Raw genomic sequence first — 17,240 nt, forward strand, 5'->3', positions numbered from 1 at the left:
CAACTTCGTGATCCGGGTGCGGATCTGCTTTGGGTGGGTGCGGACCGTTGGCCCGCACGACACGGTAGTGCCGGCCGCTGGCCGGCAACTTCGTGATCCGGGTGCGGATCTGCTTTGGGTGGGTGCGGACCGTTGGTCCGCACTGTTTGAGCTGGATGCAGGCTGACCTGCCGTGCCGACCAACGGTCGGCACCCACCGAAGCAGGGCCGTAGCCTGCCCTCGACCCCGCGTACACGCCCACGCTGGCAAGCTGAGCGTCATGGCTGAACCGCTCCCGCTGCGTCCGCCACCGCCATTGCTGGACGACGCCTGTGCGTTGTTCCTCGATGTCGATGGCACCCTGATCGAATTCGCTGCACGCCCGGATGCCGTGCAGCTGCTGCCGGATGTGCGTGAAGCCATCGGCCGCATCAGCGACCGCCTGGAAGGTGCCGTGGCACTGGTCAGTGGTCGACCGCTTGAACAGCTGGATCAACTGTTCGCCCCCCTGCAACTACCCGCCGCCGGCCTGCACGGCCATGAGCTGCGTGGCGAAGACGGTCGTGTGCTGCGCGACGAACACGACGACGACACCGCCGAATGGCTGCACGCGCTGCACCAGCAGGCGATGCGCTTCGCCCATGGGCATCCTGGCGTGCTGGTGGAAGACAAGGGCGTCGGCCTGGCCTTGCACTGGCGCGGTGCGCCGCACGCCGCCAGCGATGTCCGCGCGTTCGCTGACCGCCACGTGCGTGGCCGCACCAGCTACCGCCTGCAGCCTGGCGACCATGTGGTCGAGTTCGTGCCTGTCGGCACCGACAAGGGCCGTGCCGTGCGCCGGATGATGCAGTACCTGCCCTTCCGCGGCCGCCTGCCGGTGTTCCTCGGTGATGACCTCACCGACGAATTCGGCTTCGATGCCGCCAACGGCCAGCATGGCTGGAGCGTGCTGGTGGGTGAACGTGAACCCAGTGCGGCCGTGTTCGCGCTGCCCGACATACGCAGCGTGCACGCCTGGCTGCGTGAGAATGCCTATTGACCCGGCCAACCCCCACGGCCGCAACCGAGATGTACCGCGTGATGACCCAACCCGATCTTGATCTGGGCGTGGTCGGCAACGGCAGCTTCGGCGCCCTGGTCGACAAACATGCCCGCGTTGTCTGGAGCTGCCTGCCCACCTTCGACGGCGACCCCACCTTCTGCGCCCTGCTCGGCCCCAACCAGCAGACCGGCGGCGACTTCGCCATCGAGCTGGAGGACTTCGCGAGCAGCGAGCAGGAATACCTCACCAACACTGCGATCCTGCGCACCGTGCTGCGTGACACGCAGGGCGGCGCATTGGAAATCCTCGATTTCGCCCCGCGCTGGCGCCAAAACGACCGCTTCTACCGGCCGGTCAGCCTGATCCGCCAGGTGCGTCCGCTGGCCGGCAGCCCGCGCATCACCGTGCGTGCGCGCCCGCTGGCCGACTGGGGCGCACGCGTGCCAGAGTCGACCTGGGGCAGTAACCATGTGCGCTGGATCCTGCCCGAACACGTGCTGCGGCTGACCACCGATGTGCCGGTGCGCTTCGTGCGCGACGGCCTGCCGTTCGTGCTCAACCATCCGATCCACCTGATCCTGGGCGTGGATGAATCGCTCAATCGTTCGATCAGCGGCTACGTGCAGGAAGCCTTCCAGCGTACCCGCGATTACTGGCGCGAGTGGGTGCGCTACCTGTCCATTCCACTGGAATGGCAGGACGCGGTCATCCGCAGTGCGATCACGTTGAAGCTGTGCCAGTACGAGGACAGCGGCGCGATCATCGCGGCGATGACCACTTCCATTCCGGAAGCACCCGGCAGCGTGCGCAACTGGGACTACCGCTACTGCTGGCTGCGCGACGCGGCCTTCGTGGTGCGGGCGCTGAACCGTCTTGGCGCCACGCGCACGATGGAACAGTTCCTCGGCTACATCTTCAACCTGGCCACCACCGACGGCACGCTGCAGCCGCTGTATGGCATCGGCTTCGAGGCCAAGCTGGACGAGGACGAGGTACCCAGCCTGTCCGGTTATCGCGGCATGGGCCCGGTGCGGCGCGGCAACCTGGCCTGGGTGCAGCGCCAGCACGATGTCTACGGCAGCGTGGTACTGGCCTCCACGCAGCTGTTCTTCGACCGGCGCCTGCAGGACCCGGGTGATGCGCACACCTTCGCCCGCCTGGAACCCCTGGGCGAACAGGCCTTCGCCCTGCACGACGTACCCGATGCCGGCCTGTGGGAATTCCGCGGCCGCACCGAAGTGCACACCTACACCAGCGCGATGTGCTGGGCTGCCTGCGACCGCCTGTGCAAGATCGCCGTGCGCCTGAAGCGCGATGACCGCGCGCATTACTGGCGCGAGCGCGCCGACACCATCCACGCGCGCATCATGGCCGAATCCTGGAACGAGGAGCTGGGCCACTTCACCGATACCTTCGGCGGCCATCGGCTGGATGCCTCGCTGCTGCTGCTGGCCGATATCGGTTTCATCGACGCGCTGGACGCCCGCTTCATCGCCACCGTCGATGCCATCGGCCGCGACCTCAAGCATGGCAATTCGCTGTACCGCTATGTCGCGCCGGATGACTTCGGTGAACCGGAAACCAGCTTCACCATCTGCACCTTCTGGTACATCGACGCGCTGGCGGCGATCGGGCGCATGGACGAAGCACGCGAGATGTTCGAGCTGCTGCTGAAGCAGCGCAACCATCTGGGCCTGCTGTCGGAGGATCTGGCCTTCGACAGTGGCGAGGCCTGGGGCAATTTCCCGCAGACCTATTCGCACGTCGGCCTGATCACCGCCGCAATGCGCCTGTCGCGGTCCTGGCAGGAGGCATCGTGAGTCGTCTGGTCGTGGTTTCAAACCGTGTGGCCGTGCCCGGCGAGAACCGCGCCGGCGGTCTGGCTGTCGGCCTGCTGGCTGCCCTGAAGGAACGCGGTGGCCTGTGGTTCGGCTGGAGTGGCAAGACGGTGAAGGAAGGCAGCGGCACGCTGCACCGGCAGAAAGACGGTGACATCGACTACGTCACCATGGACCTGAGCAAGCGCGAGGTCGATGGCTACTACAACGGCTTCGCCAACCGCACCTTGTGGCCGCTGCTGCACTTCCGCCTGGATCTGGTCGACTACGACCGCGGCACCCGCGAGACCTACCACAAGGTCAACGCGCTGTTCGCCGACAAGCTCGCGCCACTGCTGCGCGAGGACGACATCGTCTGGATCCACGACTACCACCTGATCCCACTCGGTGCGCTGCTGCGCGAGCGCGGCATCGGCTGCCGCATAGGCTTCTTCCTGCATATCCCGATGCCGTCTGCCGACCTGCTGCAGGCGATGCCCGACCACCTGCGGCTGTTCTCCGCGCTGTACGCCTACGACCTGGTCGGCTTCCAGACCCAGCGCGACGCTGATCGCTTCCAGACCTACCTGCGCCTGTTCGGCGGCGGCCGCGTGCTCGACAACGGCGAGCTGGAAGCACCGGGCGGGCGCCGCTTCCGTGCCGCCGCCTTCCCGATCGGCATCGACACCGAGCTGATCGCACGCCAGGCCGGCACCGCGGCCACCAAGGCCGCCGTGAAGAACCTGCGCGCCAGCCTGCGCGATCGCCAGCTGGCGATCGGCGTGGATCGCCTGGACTATTCCAAGGGCCTGCCCGAACGCTTCCTTGGCTTCGAGCGCTATCTTGAGCGCCACCCCGACCAGCGCGGCTCGCTGACCTACCTGCAGATCGCCCCGGTCTCGCGCGGCGACGTCACCGAGTACCGGCAGCTGCGCAGCCAGCTGGAACAGATCGCCGGCCACATCAACGGTGGCCACGCCGAACCTGACTGGACGCCGCTGCGCTACGTCAACCAGAACTTCACCCATGCCACCCTCACCGGCTTCTACCGGGCGGCGGCGGTCGGCCTGGTCACGCCGTTGCGCGATGGCATGAACCTGGTGGCCAAGGAATACGTGGCGTCGCAGGACCCGGAAGATCCCGGCGTGCTGGTGTTGTCGCTGCTGGCCGGCGCTGCCGACGAACTCAAGCAGGCATTGCTGGTGAACCCGCACGATCTGGACGGCGTGGCCGACGCCATCGCCACGGCAGCAACGATGTCACTGAGCAGGCGCAAGGAACGCTGGCACGCGATGATGGATCACCTGCGCACCTACGACATCAATCACTGGCGCCGCAGCTATCTGGACGCGCTGGAAGGTTGAGGAAAAAAGGGGACGGAGGGGATCAAGGCAGTTGTGCACAGACGCCTTGATCCCCTCCGTCCCCTTTTTCCTTCAATCCAGGAATCGCGCTGCCTGCTCCGGTGCGGGCAGATGACAGGCGTCGTGCCGTCCGAACCAGCGGTAGCGGTTGCGCGCCAGCGCGCGGTACGCGGCATCACGCCAGCCACGCGGCACTGCCCGCAACACGCCGATCAGGCGCCAGGCGCTGCCCAGCCCCGTCAGCACGCGCAGGATCGCATCGGTATCGGTCCAGGGGCCCTGCGCGTCCAGCAGCAGGAACGACGTCGGGTCCTGCGGGTCCAGCCCGTGCGCGCGCAACATCGCGCTGCCCTGCTGCCCCTGCATCGCCGCAAAGCGGTAGCGCCCCGCGCGGTCGAAACGCAGCAGGAAGCGCACCCAGCGGTTGCACAGCGCGCATACGCCATCGAATACGATCACCGCGCTCCCCGCCTCGGCGGCGGCCTCACTGCGGTTCGAGCCAACCTTCATAGCGGATCAGGGCTCCCGCCCAGGGCAGCGTCACATCGACCAGGAAAGTGTACCGCTCACCCTGCCAGGCTTCGCGGCAACGCACGCCCCCAAACCAGCGCCTCGGCAACGGCAGCAACCCGAACGCCCAGACCCGGCGCACCGACCAGTCGATGCCACCCTCGCGGGCCTGCAGATCAAACTCGAAGCGCACCGCGCCCAACTGCTCGCGCAGGCAGCCCTCGTGCGCCCACAGCCGCGACACCATCGGCCAGCGGCCAAAACGCCGCGCCCACTGCTCGCCCTGCCCGTGTGCACTGAACGCCACTTCGGTCGGCAACGCTCCACCGTCCTTCGGCAGCCGCGCCAACGCGGCCAGCAGCGGCACCAGCCAGTGCCGCCCCCTCACGATACGCGCCTGCCCCACGTAGCGGCAGGGCAACGGCGCGGCATGCAACGCCTGCACCGGCGCGGCCAGGGTGGCGAAGGCCGGCCCCAGCACGCGCGCGAACAGCGGCAAGGTCAGGGCGCGATCCAGGCCAGCGTCGCCATGCGCCCGGTGCGACGGTCGCGCCGGTGCGAATACAGGTCCGGATCGGCCATGGTCGACACCGTGCCGCCATGGACCTGCGCCGGGTCCATGCCCGCCGCCTGCAACCGCTGCCGCGCCAGCGCGAACAGGTCCACCTTCCAGTGGCCTGCGCGGGTGGCCACGAACGCCGCGTCGGCGGCCGGATCATGGCCGACGAAGGCGTGGTAGACCTCCTCGCCGATCTCGTAGTCGGCCGGTCCGGCGGCCGGGCCCAGCCAGGCGCGCAGCTGCGCCGGCGGCGTCTGCATGGCGGCCACGGTGGCCTCCAGCATGCCGTCGGCCAGGCCACGCCAGCCTGCGTGGGCCGCGCCCACCTCACTGCCATCGGCGGCGGCAAACACCACGGGCAGGCAGTCGGCAGTCAGGATCGCCAGCACCACGCCCGGCACCGAGGTCACTGCGGCATCGGCCACCGGCTCGCTTGCGCCGGGCACCGGCGGCGCGGTGAAGCGCAGCACGGTGCTGCTGTGCACCTGGCGCAGCCAGTGCGGTGTCGAGGGCAGCCCCAGCCCCTGCTGCAGCAGCCGGCGGTTGTGCTCGACGTTGGCCGGGGTATCACCCTCGGCCGCGTGCCGGTTGCCCAGGTTGAACTGCGCGAACGGCGCCGGCGAAATGCCCGCACCGTGCCGACGCGTGGTCAGCGCATGGACGCCCGGAGGCGCCGGCCAGTCCGCCTGCAGCACCGGCAGCACGGCGGCCATCACCAACGGTCCCGCTCGCGCGCGGCGAAGGCCTCGCTGTCTTCGCGCAGCACCTTCATCAGGTGCAGCATGTCCTCCGGCACCGGCGCGGTGTTGCGCACCGGCTCACCGGTGATCGGGTGCGTGAACTCCAGGGTCTCGGCGTGCAGGGCCTGGCGCTTGAAGCCACGCAACGCGGCCACCAGCTCATCGCTGGCCCCCTTGGGCAGCTTCAGCGCACCGCCGTACAGCGGGTCACCGATGATCGGATGGCGTACATGCGCCATGTGCACGCGGATCTGGTGGGTACGGCCGGTTTCCAGGCGGCACTCCAGCGCGGTGTGCGCACGGAAGCGCTCGCGCAGGCGGTAGTGGGTGATCGCTTCCTTGCCGTCCTCGCGCACCGCCATCTTCAGGCGGTCGCGCGGGTGGCGGTCGATCGGGGCATCGGCGGTACCGCCGGCCACCAGCGCACCCATCACGATGGCCAGGTACTGGCGGTGCACGTCGCGTGCGGCCAGCTGCTCGACCAGCGCGGTCTGCGCTTCCAGGGTCTTGGCCACCACCATCACGCCACTGGTGTCCTTGTCCAGGCGGTGCACGATGCCCGCGCGCGGCAGCACCGCCACCGACGGGTCGCGGAACAGCAGGGCGTTGACCAGGGTGCCGCTGTGGTTGCCCGCGCCCGGGTGCACCACCAGGCCGACCGGCTTGTTGATCACCAGCAGGTGCTCGTCCTCGAACAGCACGTCCAGCGGGATGTCCTCCGGCTGGGCGTCGGTCTGGGTTTCCAGCACCACGTTGAGGGTCACCACCTCGCCACCGCGCAGCGGATCGCGCGGGCGCACCTGGGCGCCGTCCAGCAGGACCTCCCCGGCCTTGATCCACTCGGTCAGGCGCGAACGCGAGTATTCGGGGAACAGTTCGGCCACCACGGCGTCGAAACGGCGGCCGGCAGCGGTGTCGGGGACGATGGCCTGGCGGGCCGATTCAGAGGGTTGTTCAGACATGGCAGGGGGCATTCTTTGAAATTTTGGGGTCCCGGCGGCCGGTTTCAGTCGCTGGACAGGACACTAGGCTATCATCGACCCTTCGTATTCCAGCCGCGTCCCGCCTTGACCTCATGATCCGACGCTCCTCCATGCTCTCCGCGCCCGTCCGCCTCACCGCCCTGCTGCTGGTGCTGGTCATCGCCGCCACCGGCTGCCACCGTGGCGCCAAGAAGGGCGATCGCCCCGATGAAGGGACGCCGGTCGAACAGTTGTACGAGAAGAGCCACAAGCTGATGCAGGGTGGCAACTGGAGCGGGGCTGAAACCAGCTTCCGCCGCCTCGTGGCCCAGTATCCGTACGGCCCGTATACCGAACAGGCGATGATCGAAACCGCCTACGCGCAGTACAAGGCCGGCAAGCACGACGATGCGGTGTCCAGCATCGACCGCTTCATCCGTACCTACCCGACCCATCGCAACATCGCGTACCTGTACTACCTGCGCGGCCTGGCCAACTCCAACCGCAGTACGGTTTTCCTGCGCCGCGTATGGTCGCTGGATGCCAGCCGCCGCGATCTGTCCACGCCGCACCAGGCGTATTCGGACTTCAACATCGTGGTGGACCGTTACCCGAACAGCCGCTACGCCGCCGATGCGCGCCAGCGCATGCTGGAGCTGCGTGACGTGTTCGCCCAGCATGAGCTCGACAACGCCCTGTACTACATGCGCCGCGGCGCCTGGGTCTCGGCCGCCGGCCGCGCCAACTACCTGCTGGAAACCTATCCGCAGAGCGCGTTCCAGTACGATGCCGTCGCCGTCCTGGCCGATTCCTACACCCACCTGGGCAACAAGACCCTGGCCGACGACGCCCGCCGCGTCCTGCAGCTGAACCAGCCGGACCACCCGTGGCTGGAAGGCAAGTGGCCGAAGTACCCGTGGATGATCCGCAAGCTGAACCCGTTCGCTGGCGAAAAGTCCGCCAGCACCGGCCAGCGCAACGCGCGACTGGAAAAGAAGTAAAAGAAGGCCCCGAAAGGGGCCTTTTCTTTGTCGGCAGATCCACACCATGCGTGGAGGGTTCGTGCGCCCATGGACCACGACACTAGGAATTCTACGAATCCCCGGCGGATGCGACGCCGGTCCCAATCGGCGTAGGCGAGGCCCTCCACACTACGGCGCAACGGCCATCCCGGCCGTGAAGGAGCGCCCCATGACCCCACCGCCCCGCCGTTTCCACCCGCTCGCCTGCCTCCTCGCCACTGCCCTGCTGGCGCTGTCCTCGGGCCCCGTGGCGGCTGCCTCACCCGCACCGGGCGATCTGCTGTCTGCTGCCCCCTATCGCGCGCCATGGGTGCCGTCCAAGGCCGCGCAGGCCTACAAGCTGCACTACCGCACCCCGGATCATCGCGGCCAGCTGGCCGAAGGCACCGGCCTGCTGTACCTGCCCGCCGGCGCGGCGCCTGCAGGCGGCTGGCCGGTGGTGTCCTGGGCACATGGCACCCAGGGCATCGCGGATCGCTGTGCGCCCTCGGTGTCCGGCCCCTACCAACCCGAACGCGACGGCCGCTTCCTCGATCAGTTCCTGGCACAGGGCTATGCGGTGGTTGCTGCGGACTACCAGGGCCTCGGCAGTCCAGGTGACCATGCCTATCTGCATGTGCGCACTGCCGCGCGCAATGCCATCGACCTCGTCAAAGCCAGCCGCCAGTATCTGGGCACCGCAACGCTGTCGCCGCGCTGGGTCTCGGTCGGCCATTCGCAGGGTGGTGCCGCCGCGCTCACTGCCGGGCATCTGGCGCCCACCTATGCTGGCCCGTCGCTGCACTACCGCGGCAGCTTCACCACCGGCACGCCCACCGCCGTCGAGCTGACCGCACTGGTGATGAAGCCGGACAACCGCACCGCCAATCCTGGCGCGCTCAACGCGTATCACGCGTATCTGCTCGACGGTCTGCTGCAGGTTGCGCCGCAGATCGACCGCGTCCTCAGCGACACCGGCCGCACCCGCGTGGCAGTGGCACGCGAGCAGTGCCTGGGCGAACTGGCCACCACGCTGGACGGCGCGGATACCGGCAGCATGTTCACCGCACCGCTGACCAGCGTGCCGGGCATCTGGGCCGTGCTGTACGACTATCTCGGCGTACCGCGCCGCGGTTTCAGCCAACCGCTGATGCTGGGCCACGGCAGCGAGGACCGCGACGTCCCCTATCTGACCACCCTGCTGTATGCCGCAGGCCTGGCGCTGCGCGGCGAGCCGGTAGCGTTCCGGCGCTACCCGGTCGACCATCGCGGCACGCTGGACGCTGCGGCGGCGGATGGCCTGGCATTCGTACGAGCCCGGCTGGGGGACGGCCACTTCAACGACGCTGCGGAAACCGCCGGCCTCGAACAGCTGCTCGACGACGCCCGGTAGATCCACGCCATGCGTGGATGCGCGGGATACGGGTTGCCGGCCAGCGGCCGGCACTACCAAAGGCAGTAGATCCGCGCCATGCGTGGATGCGCGGGATACGGCGTTGCCGGCCAGCGGCCGGCACTACCGGATGCGGTAGATCCACGCCATGCATGGATGCGCGGGATACGGGTTGCCGGCCAGCGGCCGGCACTACCGGAGGCAGTAGATCCGCGCAATGCGTGGATGCGCGGGATACGGATTGCCGGCCAGCGGCCGGCACTACCGGAGGCAGTAGATCCACGCCATGCGTGGACGCGCGGGATACGGGTTGCCGGCCAGCGGCCGGCACTACCAAAGGCAGTAGATCCGCGCCATGCGTGGATACGCGGGGTACGGGTTGCCGGCCAGCGGCCGGCACTACCTGCTAACGGCTACCTCAACCCTTGTAGCCGTTGCTGATCGGGTAGCGACGCTCGCGACCGAAAGCGCGGCGCGACACCTTCGGGCCTGGCGCGGCCTGGTGCCGCTTCCACTCGCTGATGCGCACCAGGCGCAGCACGCGGTCGACCACGGCCGCGTCATAACCGGCGGCAACGATCTCCGTGCGCGACTGCTCCTGGTCGATGTAGCGGTACAGGATGCCGTCCAGCACGTCATAGGCCGGCAGCGAGTCCTGGTCCAGCTGGTTCTCGCGCAGTTCGGCCGACGGCGGGCGGCTGATCACCGCCGGCGGGATCACCGGCGCGCCGCCCACGGTATTGCGCCACTTGGACAGGCCGAACACCTCGGTCTTGTACAGGTCCTTCAACGGCGCGTAGCCACCGCACATGTCGCCATAGATGGTGGCATACCCGACGGCGTACTCGCTCTTGTTGCCGGTGGTCAGCAGCAGCCCTCCGAACTTGTTGGCCAGCGCCATCAGGATCACGCCACGGCTGCGCGACTGCAGGTTCTCTTCGGTCACGTCCGGCGCAGTGCCTTCGAACATCGGCGCCAGCGATTCCATCAGGCCCTTGAACGCCGGCTCGATCGAGACCGCTTCCAGCTTCACGCCCAGTGCCTGGCACTGCTCGGCGGCCAGGTCGTTGGACATGCCGGCGGTGTAGCGCGACGGCAGGCGCACAGCGGTGACGTTCTCGGCGCCGAGCGCGTCGACCGCCAGCGCCAGTACCAGCGCCGAATCGATGCCACCGGACAGGCCCAGCCAGACCTTCTTGAAACCGTTCTTGCGGCAGTAGTCCTGGATGCCACGGGTCACCGCGCGCCAGGCCAGCGCGTCCATGCTCTCGTCGCCGTCGTCCATCCACACGTGCGGCATGAAGCGACGCGTTTGGCCGTCGTACTCCACCACCAGCCACTGGTCGACGAAGGCGGCGGCGGCGGGGTGCACCGTGCCATCACCATCGGCCACCACCGAGGCGCCATCAAACACCAGCGCATCCTGGCCACCAACCACATTGAGATAGGCAATCGCTGCCCCGCTCTCGCGGGTGCGTGCGGCCAGCACCGCATCGCGCTGGGCGTGCTTGCCGCGCTCGTACGGCGAGGCATTGGGTACCACCACCAGCTGCGCGCCGGCGCGCACGGTGTCGGCCAGCGGCTCGGCGAACCACAGGTCCTCGCAGATCAGCAAACCCACCGGAATGCCGTTGACCTCGAAGACGCAGCTGCCACCGTCCGGATCAACATCGAAGTAGCGGCGTTCGTCGAACACGGCGTAATTGGGCAGCTCACGCTTGCGGTAGGTCTGCTCGACCAGGCCATCGCGCAGCACGCTGGCGGCGTTGTAGACCACCGCGCCAGCCGCCTGCGGCCAGCCGACCACCGCCGTGATGCCGCGGCAGGCACCGGCGATGCGCATCATTGCCTGCTCGCACTCGTACAGGAAGCCCGGGCGCAGCAGCAGGTCTTCCGGCGGATAACCGCTCACCGCCAGCTCGGGGAACATCACCAGCTCGGCGCCGTACTCGTCGCGCGCCTGGCCGATCATCTCGATGATGCGCTCGGTGTTGCCGGCGACGTCGCCGACCGGGAAGTCGAACTGCGCCATCGCGATGCGGATCGAAGCCATGGGAATCCAGCCTGTGGTTGCAATGCCGCCATTGTAGCGCTGCGCCATGCGCGCGCCGGGCGCGCTCGCTGCGTGGACAGCCCCGGCTCAGTAGATCCACGCCATGCGTGGATGAGCTTGCCGGGATGGCCAGGGCGCCAGACGCAGAAAGGCCGCCCGGAGGCGGCCTTTCTGTTTTGCAGCAGCCGGTGGGAAGAGCAGTCGACTAACAGTCGACTCTACAATCCCCCGCCCAGCGGTCTTACTTGACCAGCTTGGCGATGGCAGCGCCCAGGTCGCCCGGCGAGCGGACGGTGACAACACCGGCCGCTTCCATGGCGGCGAACTTGCCTTCGGCAGTGCCCTTGCCGCCCGAGGCGATCGCACCGGCGTGGCCCATGCGCTTGCCGGCCGGAGCCGACGCACCGGCGATGAAACCGACGACCGGCTTCTTCACGTGGTTCTTGATGTACTCGGCGCCGGCTTCTTCGGCGTCGCCGCCGATTTCGCCAACCATGATGATGCCTTCGGTCTGCGGGTCTTCGTTGAACAGCTTCAGGCAGTCAACGAAGTTCAGGCCGTTGATCGGGTCACCGCCGATGCCGATGCAGGTGGACTGGCCCAGGCCGACTTCGGTGGTCTGCTTGACCGCTTCATAGGTCAGGGTGCCCGAACGCGACACGATGCCGATCTTGCCCGGCTGGTGGATGTGGCCCGGCATGATGCCGATCTTGCACTCACCCGGGGTGATGACGCCCGGGCAGTTCGGCCCGATCAGCACGGTGTCCGGATGCGAACGGGTCAGCACGTTCTTGACGCGCAGCATGTCCAGCACCGGGATGCCTTCGGTGATGCAGACGATGACCTTGATGCCGGCAGCAGCGGCTTCCAGAATCGCGTCAGCCGCGTACGGCGGCGGCACGTAGATGACCGAGGCGTTGGCGCCGGTGCTCTGCACGGCGTCGGCAACGGTGTTGAAGACCGGCAGGTCGATATGGGTGGTGCCACCCTTGCCCGGGGTCACGCCGCCGACAACCTGGGTGCCGTACTCGATCATCTGAGTGGCGTGGAAGGTGCCCTGCTGGCCGGTGAAGCCCTGCACGATCACCTTGGTGTTCTTGTTGATCAAAACAGACATTGGAATTCCTTGGTGTCGGTATCAGGCGGCGTTCTTGACAGCTTCAACGATCTTCTTGGCGCCATCGTTGATGTTGTCAGCCGGGATGATGGCCATGCCGCTGTCACGCAGCAGCTGCTTGCCTTCTTCCACGTTGGTGCCTTCCAGGCGCACCACGACCGGAACCTTGACGCCCACTTCCTTCACGGCGGCGATGATGCCTTCGGCAATCATGTCGCAGCGGACGATGCCGCCGAAGATGTTGACGAAGATGCCTTCGACCTTGTCCGAGGACAGGATCAGCTTGAAGGCTTCGATGACGCGCTGCTTGTTGGCACCGCCGCCCACGTCCAGGAAGTTCGCCGGCTCGCCGCCGTTGAGCTTGATGACGTCCATGGTGGCCATGGCCAGGCCGGCGCCGTTCACCATGCAGCCGATGTTGCCGTCCATGGTGACGTAGTTGATGTCCAGTTCCGAAGCGATCACTTCGGTCGGATCTTCCTGGGTCTTGTCGCGCATGGCGACCAGGGCCTTCTGGCGGAACGCGGCGTTGTCGTCGCTGTCGAACTTGCCGTCCAGCGCGTACAGGTTGCCGTCGTCCAGGATGGCCAGCGGGTTGATTTCAACCAGGGCCAGGTCCTTTTCGTTGAACAGGCGGTACAGGTTCACCATGATGCTGGCGAACTGGCCGGCCTGCTTGGCGGTCAGGCCCAGCTTGAAGCCGAAATCGCGGCCGTGGTAACCCTGCACGCCTTCGACGAAGTCGACGTTCAGCGAGTGGATCAGCTCCGGGGTTTCAGCAGCGACCTGCTCGATCTCCACGCCGCCTTCCGAAGAGGCGATGTAGGTGATGGTCTTGGTGCCACGGTCGACCAGCACCGACAGGTACAGTTCCTTGACGATCTCGCCGGCGGTGGTCACCAGCACCAGGTTGACCGGCAGTTCAACGCCAGCGGTCTGGTAGGTGGCCATCTTGGTGCCGAGCATCTTGGCTGCAGCGGCCTTCACGTCGTCGGTGGTCTTGCAGAACTTGACGCCGCCAGCCTTGCCGCGGCCGCCAGCGTGGATCTGCGCCTTGACCATCCAGGGGCCCTGGCCCAGGGAGTTGGCAGCGGCAACCGCTTCGTCCGGGGTCGCAGCGACCTTGCCGGCCGGGACCGGGATGCCGTACTCGGCAAGCAGTTGTTTTGACTGGTATTCGTGGAAATTCATGCGTCACCGTGGGAATAGGAACGACCGCACGCAATTCCTCAGGGCCCCGGCGGGGCGCCGGCATGGACCGCGGCGGGCCCACTATTGTGGCCGAGCCGGCGCCGGGGCGCAAAGAAGTCTGTACAAAACGCCAGACGCGGGCAGATTTCCACCGTCATTCAGACAGTTGCACCCGGGCCGGGGCTGGCCACCGGTGTCCGCAACGGGCCAAATGCGCGATCCGGACCACTTCGGCGGCGCCCGGCCGGGGGCCCTATACTGCCCTTCGCAAACGCGACGTGCCGGCCCGACTTCAGGGGACGCCGGACAGGCCCGCCGCAGAATCCAGACCCAGGCAGCCAGAAGGGGAGTTCCGGCGTGTCACCCAGTGCTTCATTGATTGACCGCATCGAATCGATTCCGCGGCGTGAACTGTATTTCTTCGCGCTGTACCGGGTGCTGATCGCTACGGTCATTGCCGCCCTGCTCTACAGCCCGTTGTCGGCCATGGTCGGCGAAGCCCACCACCCGCGGCTGGCCGATGTCGTTGCGGTCATCTACCTGGCCCTGTCGCTGCTGGCCCTGGTGGTCGGCCGCAACGAACGCTGGCTGCGCCCGATCGTGGTCACTGGCGTGCTGGTGGATATCGTGGCCGCCACCCTGCTGTCGCACGCCCTGCCCGGCGCCAGTGCCGGCATCTCGATGTCGCTGCTGTTCAACATCGCCGCCGCCGCCACCCTGCTACCGCTCAGCCTGGGACTGGGCCTGGCGCTGGCCGCCAGCCTGGCCACCGGCGTCGAGTACACCTGGAAGCTGCTGGAAGGCGGCGACCCCACCCGCACCCTCGCCGAACTGGCGATGTTCGCTACCAGCTACCTGGCACTGGCCTTCATCAGCTACCAGGTGGGCAACCGCGCCCGCCGCAACCAGCAGCTGGCCAACCAGCGCGGCGATGAAGTCGCCAACCTGTTCCAGATCAACGAACTGATCATCCGCCGCATGCGCACCGGCGTGCTGGTGGTGGACGCCGACAACCGCATCACCCTCGCCAACGAAGCCGCCTCGATGCTGCTGGGCGACAACGACGGCAACGGCGAAAGCGGGCGCCTGGACCTGGCCAGTGCCGCACCGGAACTGGCGCGCCGGCTGCAGCGCTGGCGCAATGGCTGGGCACAGGACGAACTGCCGCTGCAGCTCAACCCCGACCAGCCGGAAGTGCAGCCACGCTTTGCCCGCCTGCTGGCCGGCAGCGACCTTGCGCTGGTGTTCCTGGACGATTCCAGCGTGGTCTCGCGCCGCGCCGAATCGCTCACCCTTTCCGCCATGGGCCGCTTCTCGGCCAGCCTGGCCCACGAGATCCGCAATCCGCTGGCGGCGATCAACTATGCCGTGCAGCTGCTCGAGGAAGGCACCGGCTTCAACGAGAGCGACCGCCGCCTGCTGCAGATCATCCGCCAGCAGTGCCAGCGCACCAACGGCATCGTCGAGAGCGTGCTGGGCCTGGCACGGCGCGAACGCGCCACGCCGGAGAACGTGGACCTGGTCGCCTTCGTGCGCCGCTTCGTGCTGGAGTACAAGCAGGGCCAGACCCTGGAGACCGACAGCATCGAACCGATCATCAGCGACACATCGGTGATGGCCCAGGTCGACGCCAAGCATCTCTACCAGGTGCTGACCGTGCTGGTGCACAACGCACTGAAGTACGGCCGCATCGGCCAGCAGCCTGCACGGGTGCGGTTGCGCGTGGCCCAGCACGAACGCAGCGCGGTGATCGACGTGATGGACCGTGGCCCGGGTATCCCGGAGAGCGTGGCCGCGCAGCTGTTCCGGCCCTTCTTCACCACGTCCGAGCATGGCACGGGACTGGGCCTGTACATCGCGCGCGAGCTGTGCAGGGCCAACCAGGCCCGCCTGGACTACATCGCGGTGCCGGCCGGTGGCTCCTGCTTCCGCCTGGTGCTGCCCGGTCCACATACGCTGCTACCGAGCTGATCCCCATTCTGTGCGTCAAACATTTGTCGCTTCCAGCCCCCTCGTTTATCTTTCACGCCCATGAATGAAACCCGCAGCGCCCTCGTCGTCGACGACGAACGCGACATCCGCGAACTGCTGGTGCTGACCCTCGGCCGCATGGGGCTGCGCATCAGTACCGCCGCCAACCTGGCCGAGGCACGTGAGCTGCTGGCCAGCAATCCGTACGACCTGTGCATCACCGACATGCGCCTGCCCGATGGCAACGGCATCGAACTGGTCAGCGAGATCGCCCAGCACTACCCGCGCACGCCGGTGGCGATGATCACCGCATTCGGCAGCATGGATCTCGCTGTGGAGGCACTGAAGGCCGGTGCGTTCGATTTCGTCAGCAAGCCGGTGGACATCTCGGTGCTGCGCGGACTGGTCAAGCACGCGCTGGAACTCAACAACGCCGAGCGCCCCGCACCGGGCCCCAACGCCGAACAGGGCGGGCGCCTGCTGGGCCACTCGCAGGCCATGGATGTGCTGCGCACCACCATCGGCAAGGTCGCGCGCAGCCAGGCGCCGGTCTACATCCTCGGCGAGTCGGGCGTCGGCAAGGAGCTGGTTGCACGCACCATCCATGCCCAGGGCGCGCGCGCGGCCGGCCCGTTCGTGCCGGTCAACTGCGGTGCCATTCCCGGCGAGCTGATGGAGAGCGAATTCTTCGGCCACCGCAAGGGCAGTTTCAGCGGCGCACACGCTGACAAGCCTGGCCTGTTCCAGGCTGCGCACGGCGGCACCCTGTTCCTGGACGAAGTGGCTGAACTGCCGCTGCAGATGCAGGTGAAGCTGCTGCGGGCGATCCAGGAAAAGTCGGTGCGCGCGGTGGGCGCGGCCAACGAGGAGCCGGTGGATGTCCGCATCCTCTCGGCCACCCATAAGGACCTGGCCGAGCTGGTCGAGGACGGGCGCTTCCGCCACGACCTGTACTACCGCATCAACGTGATCGAACTGAAGGTGCCGCCACTGCGCGAACGCCGCCAGGACCTGCCCGAACTGGCCGCCGCCGTGCTGGCCCGCCTGGCCCGCAGCCACGGCCGCGCCACCCCGCTGCTGGCGCCCTCGGCGCTGGAAGCCCTGGCGCAGTACGCGTTCCCGGGCAATGTGCGCGAGCTGGAGAACATCCTGGAACGTGCGCTGGCCCTGGCCGAGGAAGACTGCATCGGCGCCGATGACCTGCGCCTGCCACAGCACGCGCCGCGTGCTCCCGGCAGTGCGGCGCCCGCCGAAGCGGTGGCCGACCTGCAGCCGGGCAGCGCTGCCCTGCCCTCCTACATCGAGCAGCTCGAGCGCAGCGCCATCCAGCGTGCGCTGGAAGAGAACCGCTGGAACAAGACCCGTACCGCCGCGCAGCTGGGCATCACCTTCCGTGCGCTGCGCTACAAGCTGAAGAAGCTGGGGATGGAGTAAACCCGGGGTCGGATCCCTTTCCAAAGGAAAGGGCTCTGACCCGGCGCGTACCACCGACCTGGTAGTGCCGGCCGCTGGCCGGCAACCCCATGCATCGCGTCATCCA

General features: G+C 67.6%; 14 protein-coding genes. 7 read left to right on the forward strand and 7 right to left on the reverse strand.

The annotated features are described in order from the left end of the window. The first annotated feature begins 260 nt into the window (after positions 1–260). Genes otsB through otsA form a run of 3 tightly spaced genes read left to right on the forward strand, consistent with a single transcriptional unit; the run spans position 261 to position 4,203 of the window. Positions 261–1,019: a trehalose-phosphatase gene (otsB, locus tag AC5P9N_RS11470; RefSeq protein WP_005410783.1), complete on the forward strand. Its 759-nt coding sequence runs from the start codon at positions 261–263 to the stop codon at positions 1,017–1,019. Positions 1,020–1,060: 41 nt separating this feature from the next. Further along, positions 1,061–2,842: a glycoside hydrolase family 15 protein gene (locus tag AC5P9N_RS11475; protein WP_005410784.1), complete on the forward strand. Its 1,782-nt coding sequence runs from the start codon at positions 1,061–1,063 to the stop codon at positions 2,840–2,842. Continuing rightward, positions 2,839–4,203: an alpha,alpha-trehalose-phosphate synthase (UDP-forming) gene (gene otsA / locus AC5P9N_RS11480; protein WP_005410785.1), complete on the forward strand. Its 1,365-nt coding sequence runs from the start codon at positions 2,839–2,841 to the stop codon at positions 4,201–4,203. Before AC5P9N_RS11475 ends, otsA begins: the two co-directional genes overlap by 4 nt. A gap of 72 nt (positions 4,204–4,275) precedes the next feature. Here the strand turns inward: otsA and AC5P9N_RS11485 are convergent, their stop codons facing one another. From AC5P9N_RS11485 to rluD, 4 genes are read right to left on the reverse strand one after another with little or no spacing between them, the layout of a single operon-like run. Beyond that, on the reverse strand, positions 4,276–4,713 hold the full coding sequence (locus tag AC5P9N_RS11485; protein WP_049452819.1) for a thiol-disulfide oxidoreductase DCC family protein: 438 nt from the start codon (positions 4,711–4,713) through the stop codon (positions 4,276–4,278). After that, a complete protein-coding gene (locus AC5P9N_RS11490) occupies positions 4,688–5,212 on the reverse strand; it encodes a DUF4166 domain-containing protein (protein ID WP_049452820.1) in 525 nt (174 codons plus the stop codon). The genes AC5P9N_RS11485 and AC5P9N_RS11490 overlap by 26 nt, the downstream gene beginning before the upstream one ends. A gap of 2 nt (positions 5,213–5,214) precedes the next feature. Further along, positions 5,215–5,985, reverse strand: coding sequence for a peptidoglycan editing factor PgeF (gene pgeF, locus AC5P9N_RS11495; protein WP_099485279.1), 771 nt, complete (start codon positions 5,983–5,985; stop codon positions 5,215–5,217). Further along, positions 5,985–6,974, reverse strand: coding sequence for a 23S rRNA pseudouridine(1911/1915/1917) synthase RluD (rluD, locus tag AC5P9N_RS11500; protein ID WP_019660164.1), 990 nt, complete (start codon positions 6,972–6,974; stop codon positions 5,985–5,987). Before rluD ends, pgeF begins: the two co-directional genes overlap by 1 nt. Positions 6,975–7,087: 113 nt before the next feature. Between rluD and AC5P9N_RS11505 the strand changes: the two genes are divergently transcribed. Together AC5P9N_RS11505 and AC5P9N_RS11510 are read left to right on the forward strand one after the other, a co-directional pair. Further along, on the forward strand, positions 7,088–7,975 hold the full coding sequence (locus AC5P9N_RS11505; protein ID WP_024956778.1) for an outer membrane protein assembly factor BamD: 888 nt from the start codon (positions 7,088–7,090) through the stop codon (positions 7,973–7,975). A gap of 190 nt (positions 7,976–8,165) precedes the next feature. Then, a complete protein-coding gene (locus tag AC5P9N_RS11510; protein ID WP_060380470.1) occupies positions 8,166–9,368 on the forward strand; it encodes a lipase family protein in 1,203 nt (400 codons plus the stop codon). Positions 9,369–9,786: 418 nt separating this feature from the next. On the opposite strand, the gene AC5P9N_RS11515 is transcribed toward AC5P9N_RS11510, so the two are convergent. The 3 genes from AC5P9N_RS11515 to sucC all read right to left on the reverse strand — a co-directional run bounded on the left by AC5P9N_RS11515 (position 9,787) and on the right by sucC (position 13,729). Further along, positions 9,787–11,421, reverse strand: a complete 1,635-nt coding sequence (locus AC5P9N_RS11515; protein WP_024956776.1) for an NAD+ synthase — start codon at positions 11,419–11,421, stop codon at positions 9,787–9,789. 241 nt (positions 11,422–11,662) lie between these two features. After that, on the reverse strand, positions 11,663–12,538 hold the full coding sequence (sucD, locus tag AC5P9N_RS11520; protein WP_005410793.1) for a succinate--CoA ligase subunit alpha: 876 nt from the start codon (positions 12,536–12,538) through the stop codon (positions 11,663–11,665). A 21-nt stretch (positions 12,539–12,559) separates the two neighbouring features. Further along, positions 12,560–13,729 carry an ADP-forming succinate--CoA ligase subunit beta gene (gene sucC / locus AC5P9N_RS11525; RefSeq protein ID WP_004154430.1) on the reverse strand — a complete coding sequence of 390 codons (1,170 nt, stop codon included), beginning with the start codon at positions 13,727–13,729 and terminating at the stop codon, positions 12,560–12,562. Between the two features lie 357 nt (positions 13,730–14,086). Here sucC and AC5P9N_RS11530 point away from each other — a divergent pair, with 357 nt between their 5' ends. After that, positions 14,087–15,700, forward strand: a complete 1,614-nt coding sequence (locus tag AC5P9N_RS11530) for a sensor histidine kinase (RefSeq protein ID WP_060380148.1) — start codon at positions 14,087–14,089, stop codon at positions 15,698–15,700. Between the two features lie 60 nt (positions 15,701–15,760). Continuing rightward, positions 15,761–17,134 carry a sigma-54-dependent transcriptional regulator gene (locus AC5P9N_RS11535; RefSeq protein WP_005410795.1) on the forward strand — a complete coding sequence of 458 codons (1,374 nt, stop codon included), beginning with the start codon at positions 15,761–15,763 and terminating at the stop codon, positions 17,132–17,134. Positions 17,135–17,240 lie beyond the last annotated feature (106 nt).

It is taken from the genome of Stenotrophomonas sp. YJH_SMC_6 (assembly GCF_059371335.1).

What these genes read in the sequence shown, in the direction of transcription:
- otsB (WP_005410783.1), top strand. Translation starts at nt 261, where the DNA reads ATGGCTGAACCGCTCCCGCTGCGTCCGCCACCGCCATTGCTGGACGAC.
- AC5P9N_RS11475 (WP_005410784.1), top strand. Translation starts at nt 1,061, where the DNA reads ATGACCCAACCCGATCTTGATCTGGGCGTGGTCGGCAACGGCAGCTTC.
- AC5P9N_RS11485 (WP_049452819.1), bottom strand. Translation starts at nt 4,713, where the DNA reads ATGAAGGTTGGCTCGAACCGCAGTGAGGCCGCCGCCGAGGCGGGGAGC.
- pgeF (WP_099485279.1), bottom strand. Translation starts at nt 5,985, where the DNA reads ATGGCCGCCGTGCTGCCGGTGCTGCAGGCGGACTGGCCGGCGCCTCCG.
- rluD (WP_019660164.1), bottom strand. Translation starts at nt 6,974, where the DNA reads ATGTCTGAACAACCCTCTGAATCGGCCCGCCAGGCCATCGTCCCCGAC.
- AC5P9N_RS11505 (WP_024956778.1), top strand. Translation starts at nt 7,088, where the DNA reads ATGATCCGACGCTCCTCCATGCTCTCCGCGCCCGTCCGCCTCACCGCC.
- AC5P9N_RS11510 (WP_060380470.1), top strand. Translation starts at nt 8,166, where the DNA reads ATGACCCCACCGCCCCGCCGTTTCCACCCGCTCGCCTGCCTCCTCGCC.
- AC5P9N_RS11515 (WP_024956776.1), bottom strand. Translation starts at nt 11,421, where the DNA reads ATGGCTTCGATCCGCATCGCGATGGCGCAGTTCGACTTCCCGGTCGGC.
- sucD (WP_005410793.1), bottom strand. Translation starts at nt 12,538, where the DNA reads ATGTCTGTTTTGATCAACAAGAACACCAAGGTGATCGTGCAGGGCTTC.
- sucC (WP_004154430.1), bottom strand. Translation starts at nt 13,729, where the DNA reads ATGAATTTCCACGAATACCAGTCAAAACAACTGCTTGCCGAGTACGGC.
- AC5P9N_RS11535 (WP_005410795.1), top strand. Translation starts at nt 15,761, where the DNA reads ATGAATGAAACCCGCAGCGCCCTCGTCGTCGACGACGAACGCGACATC.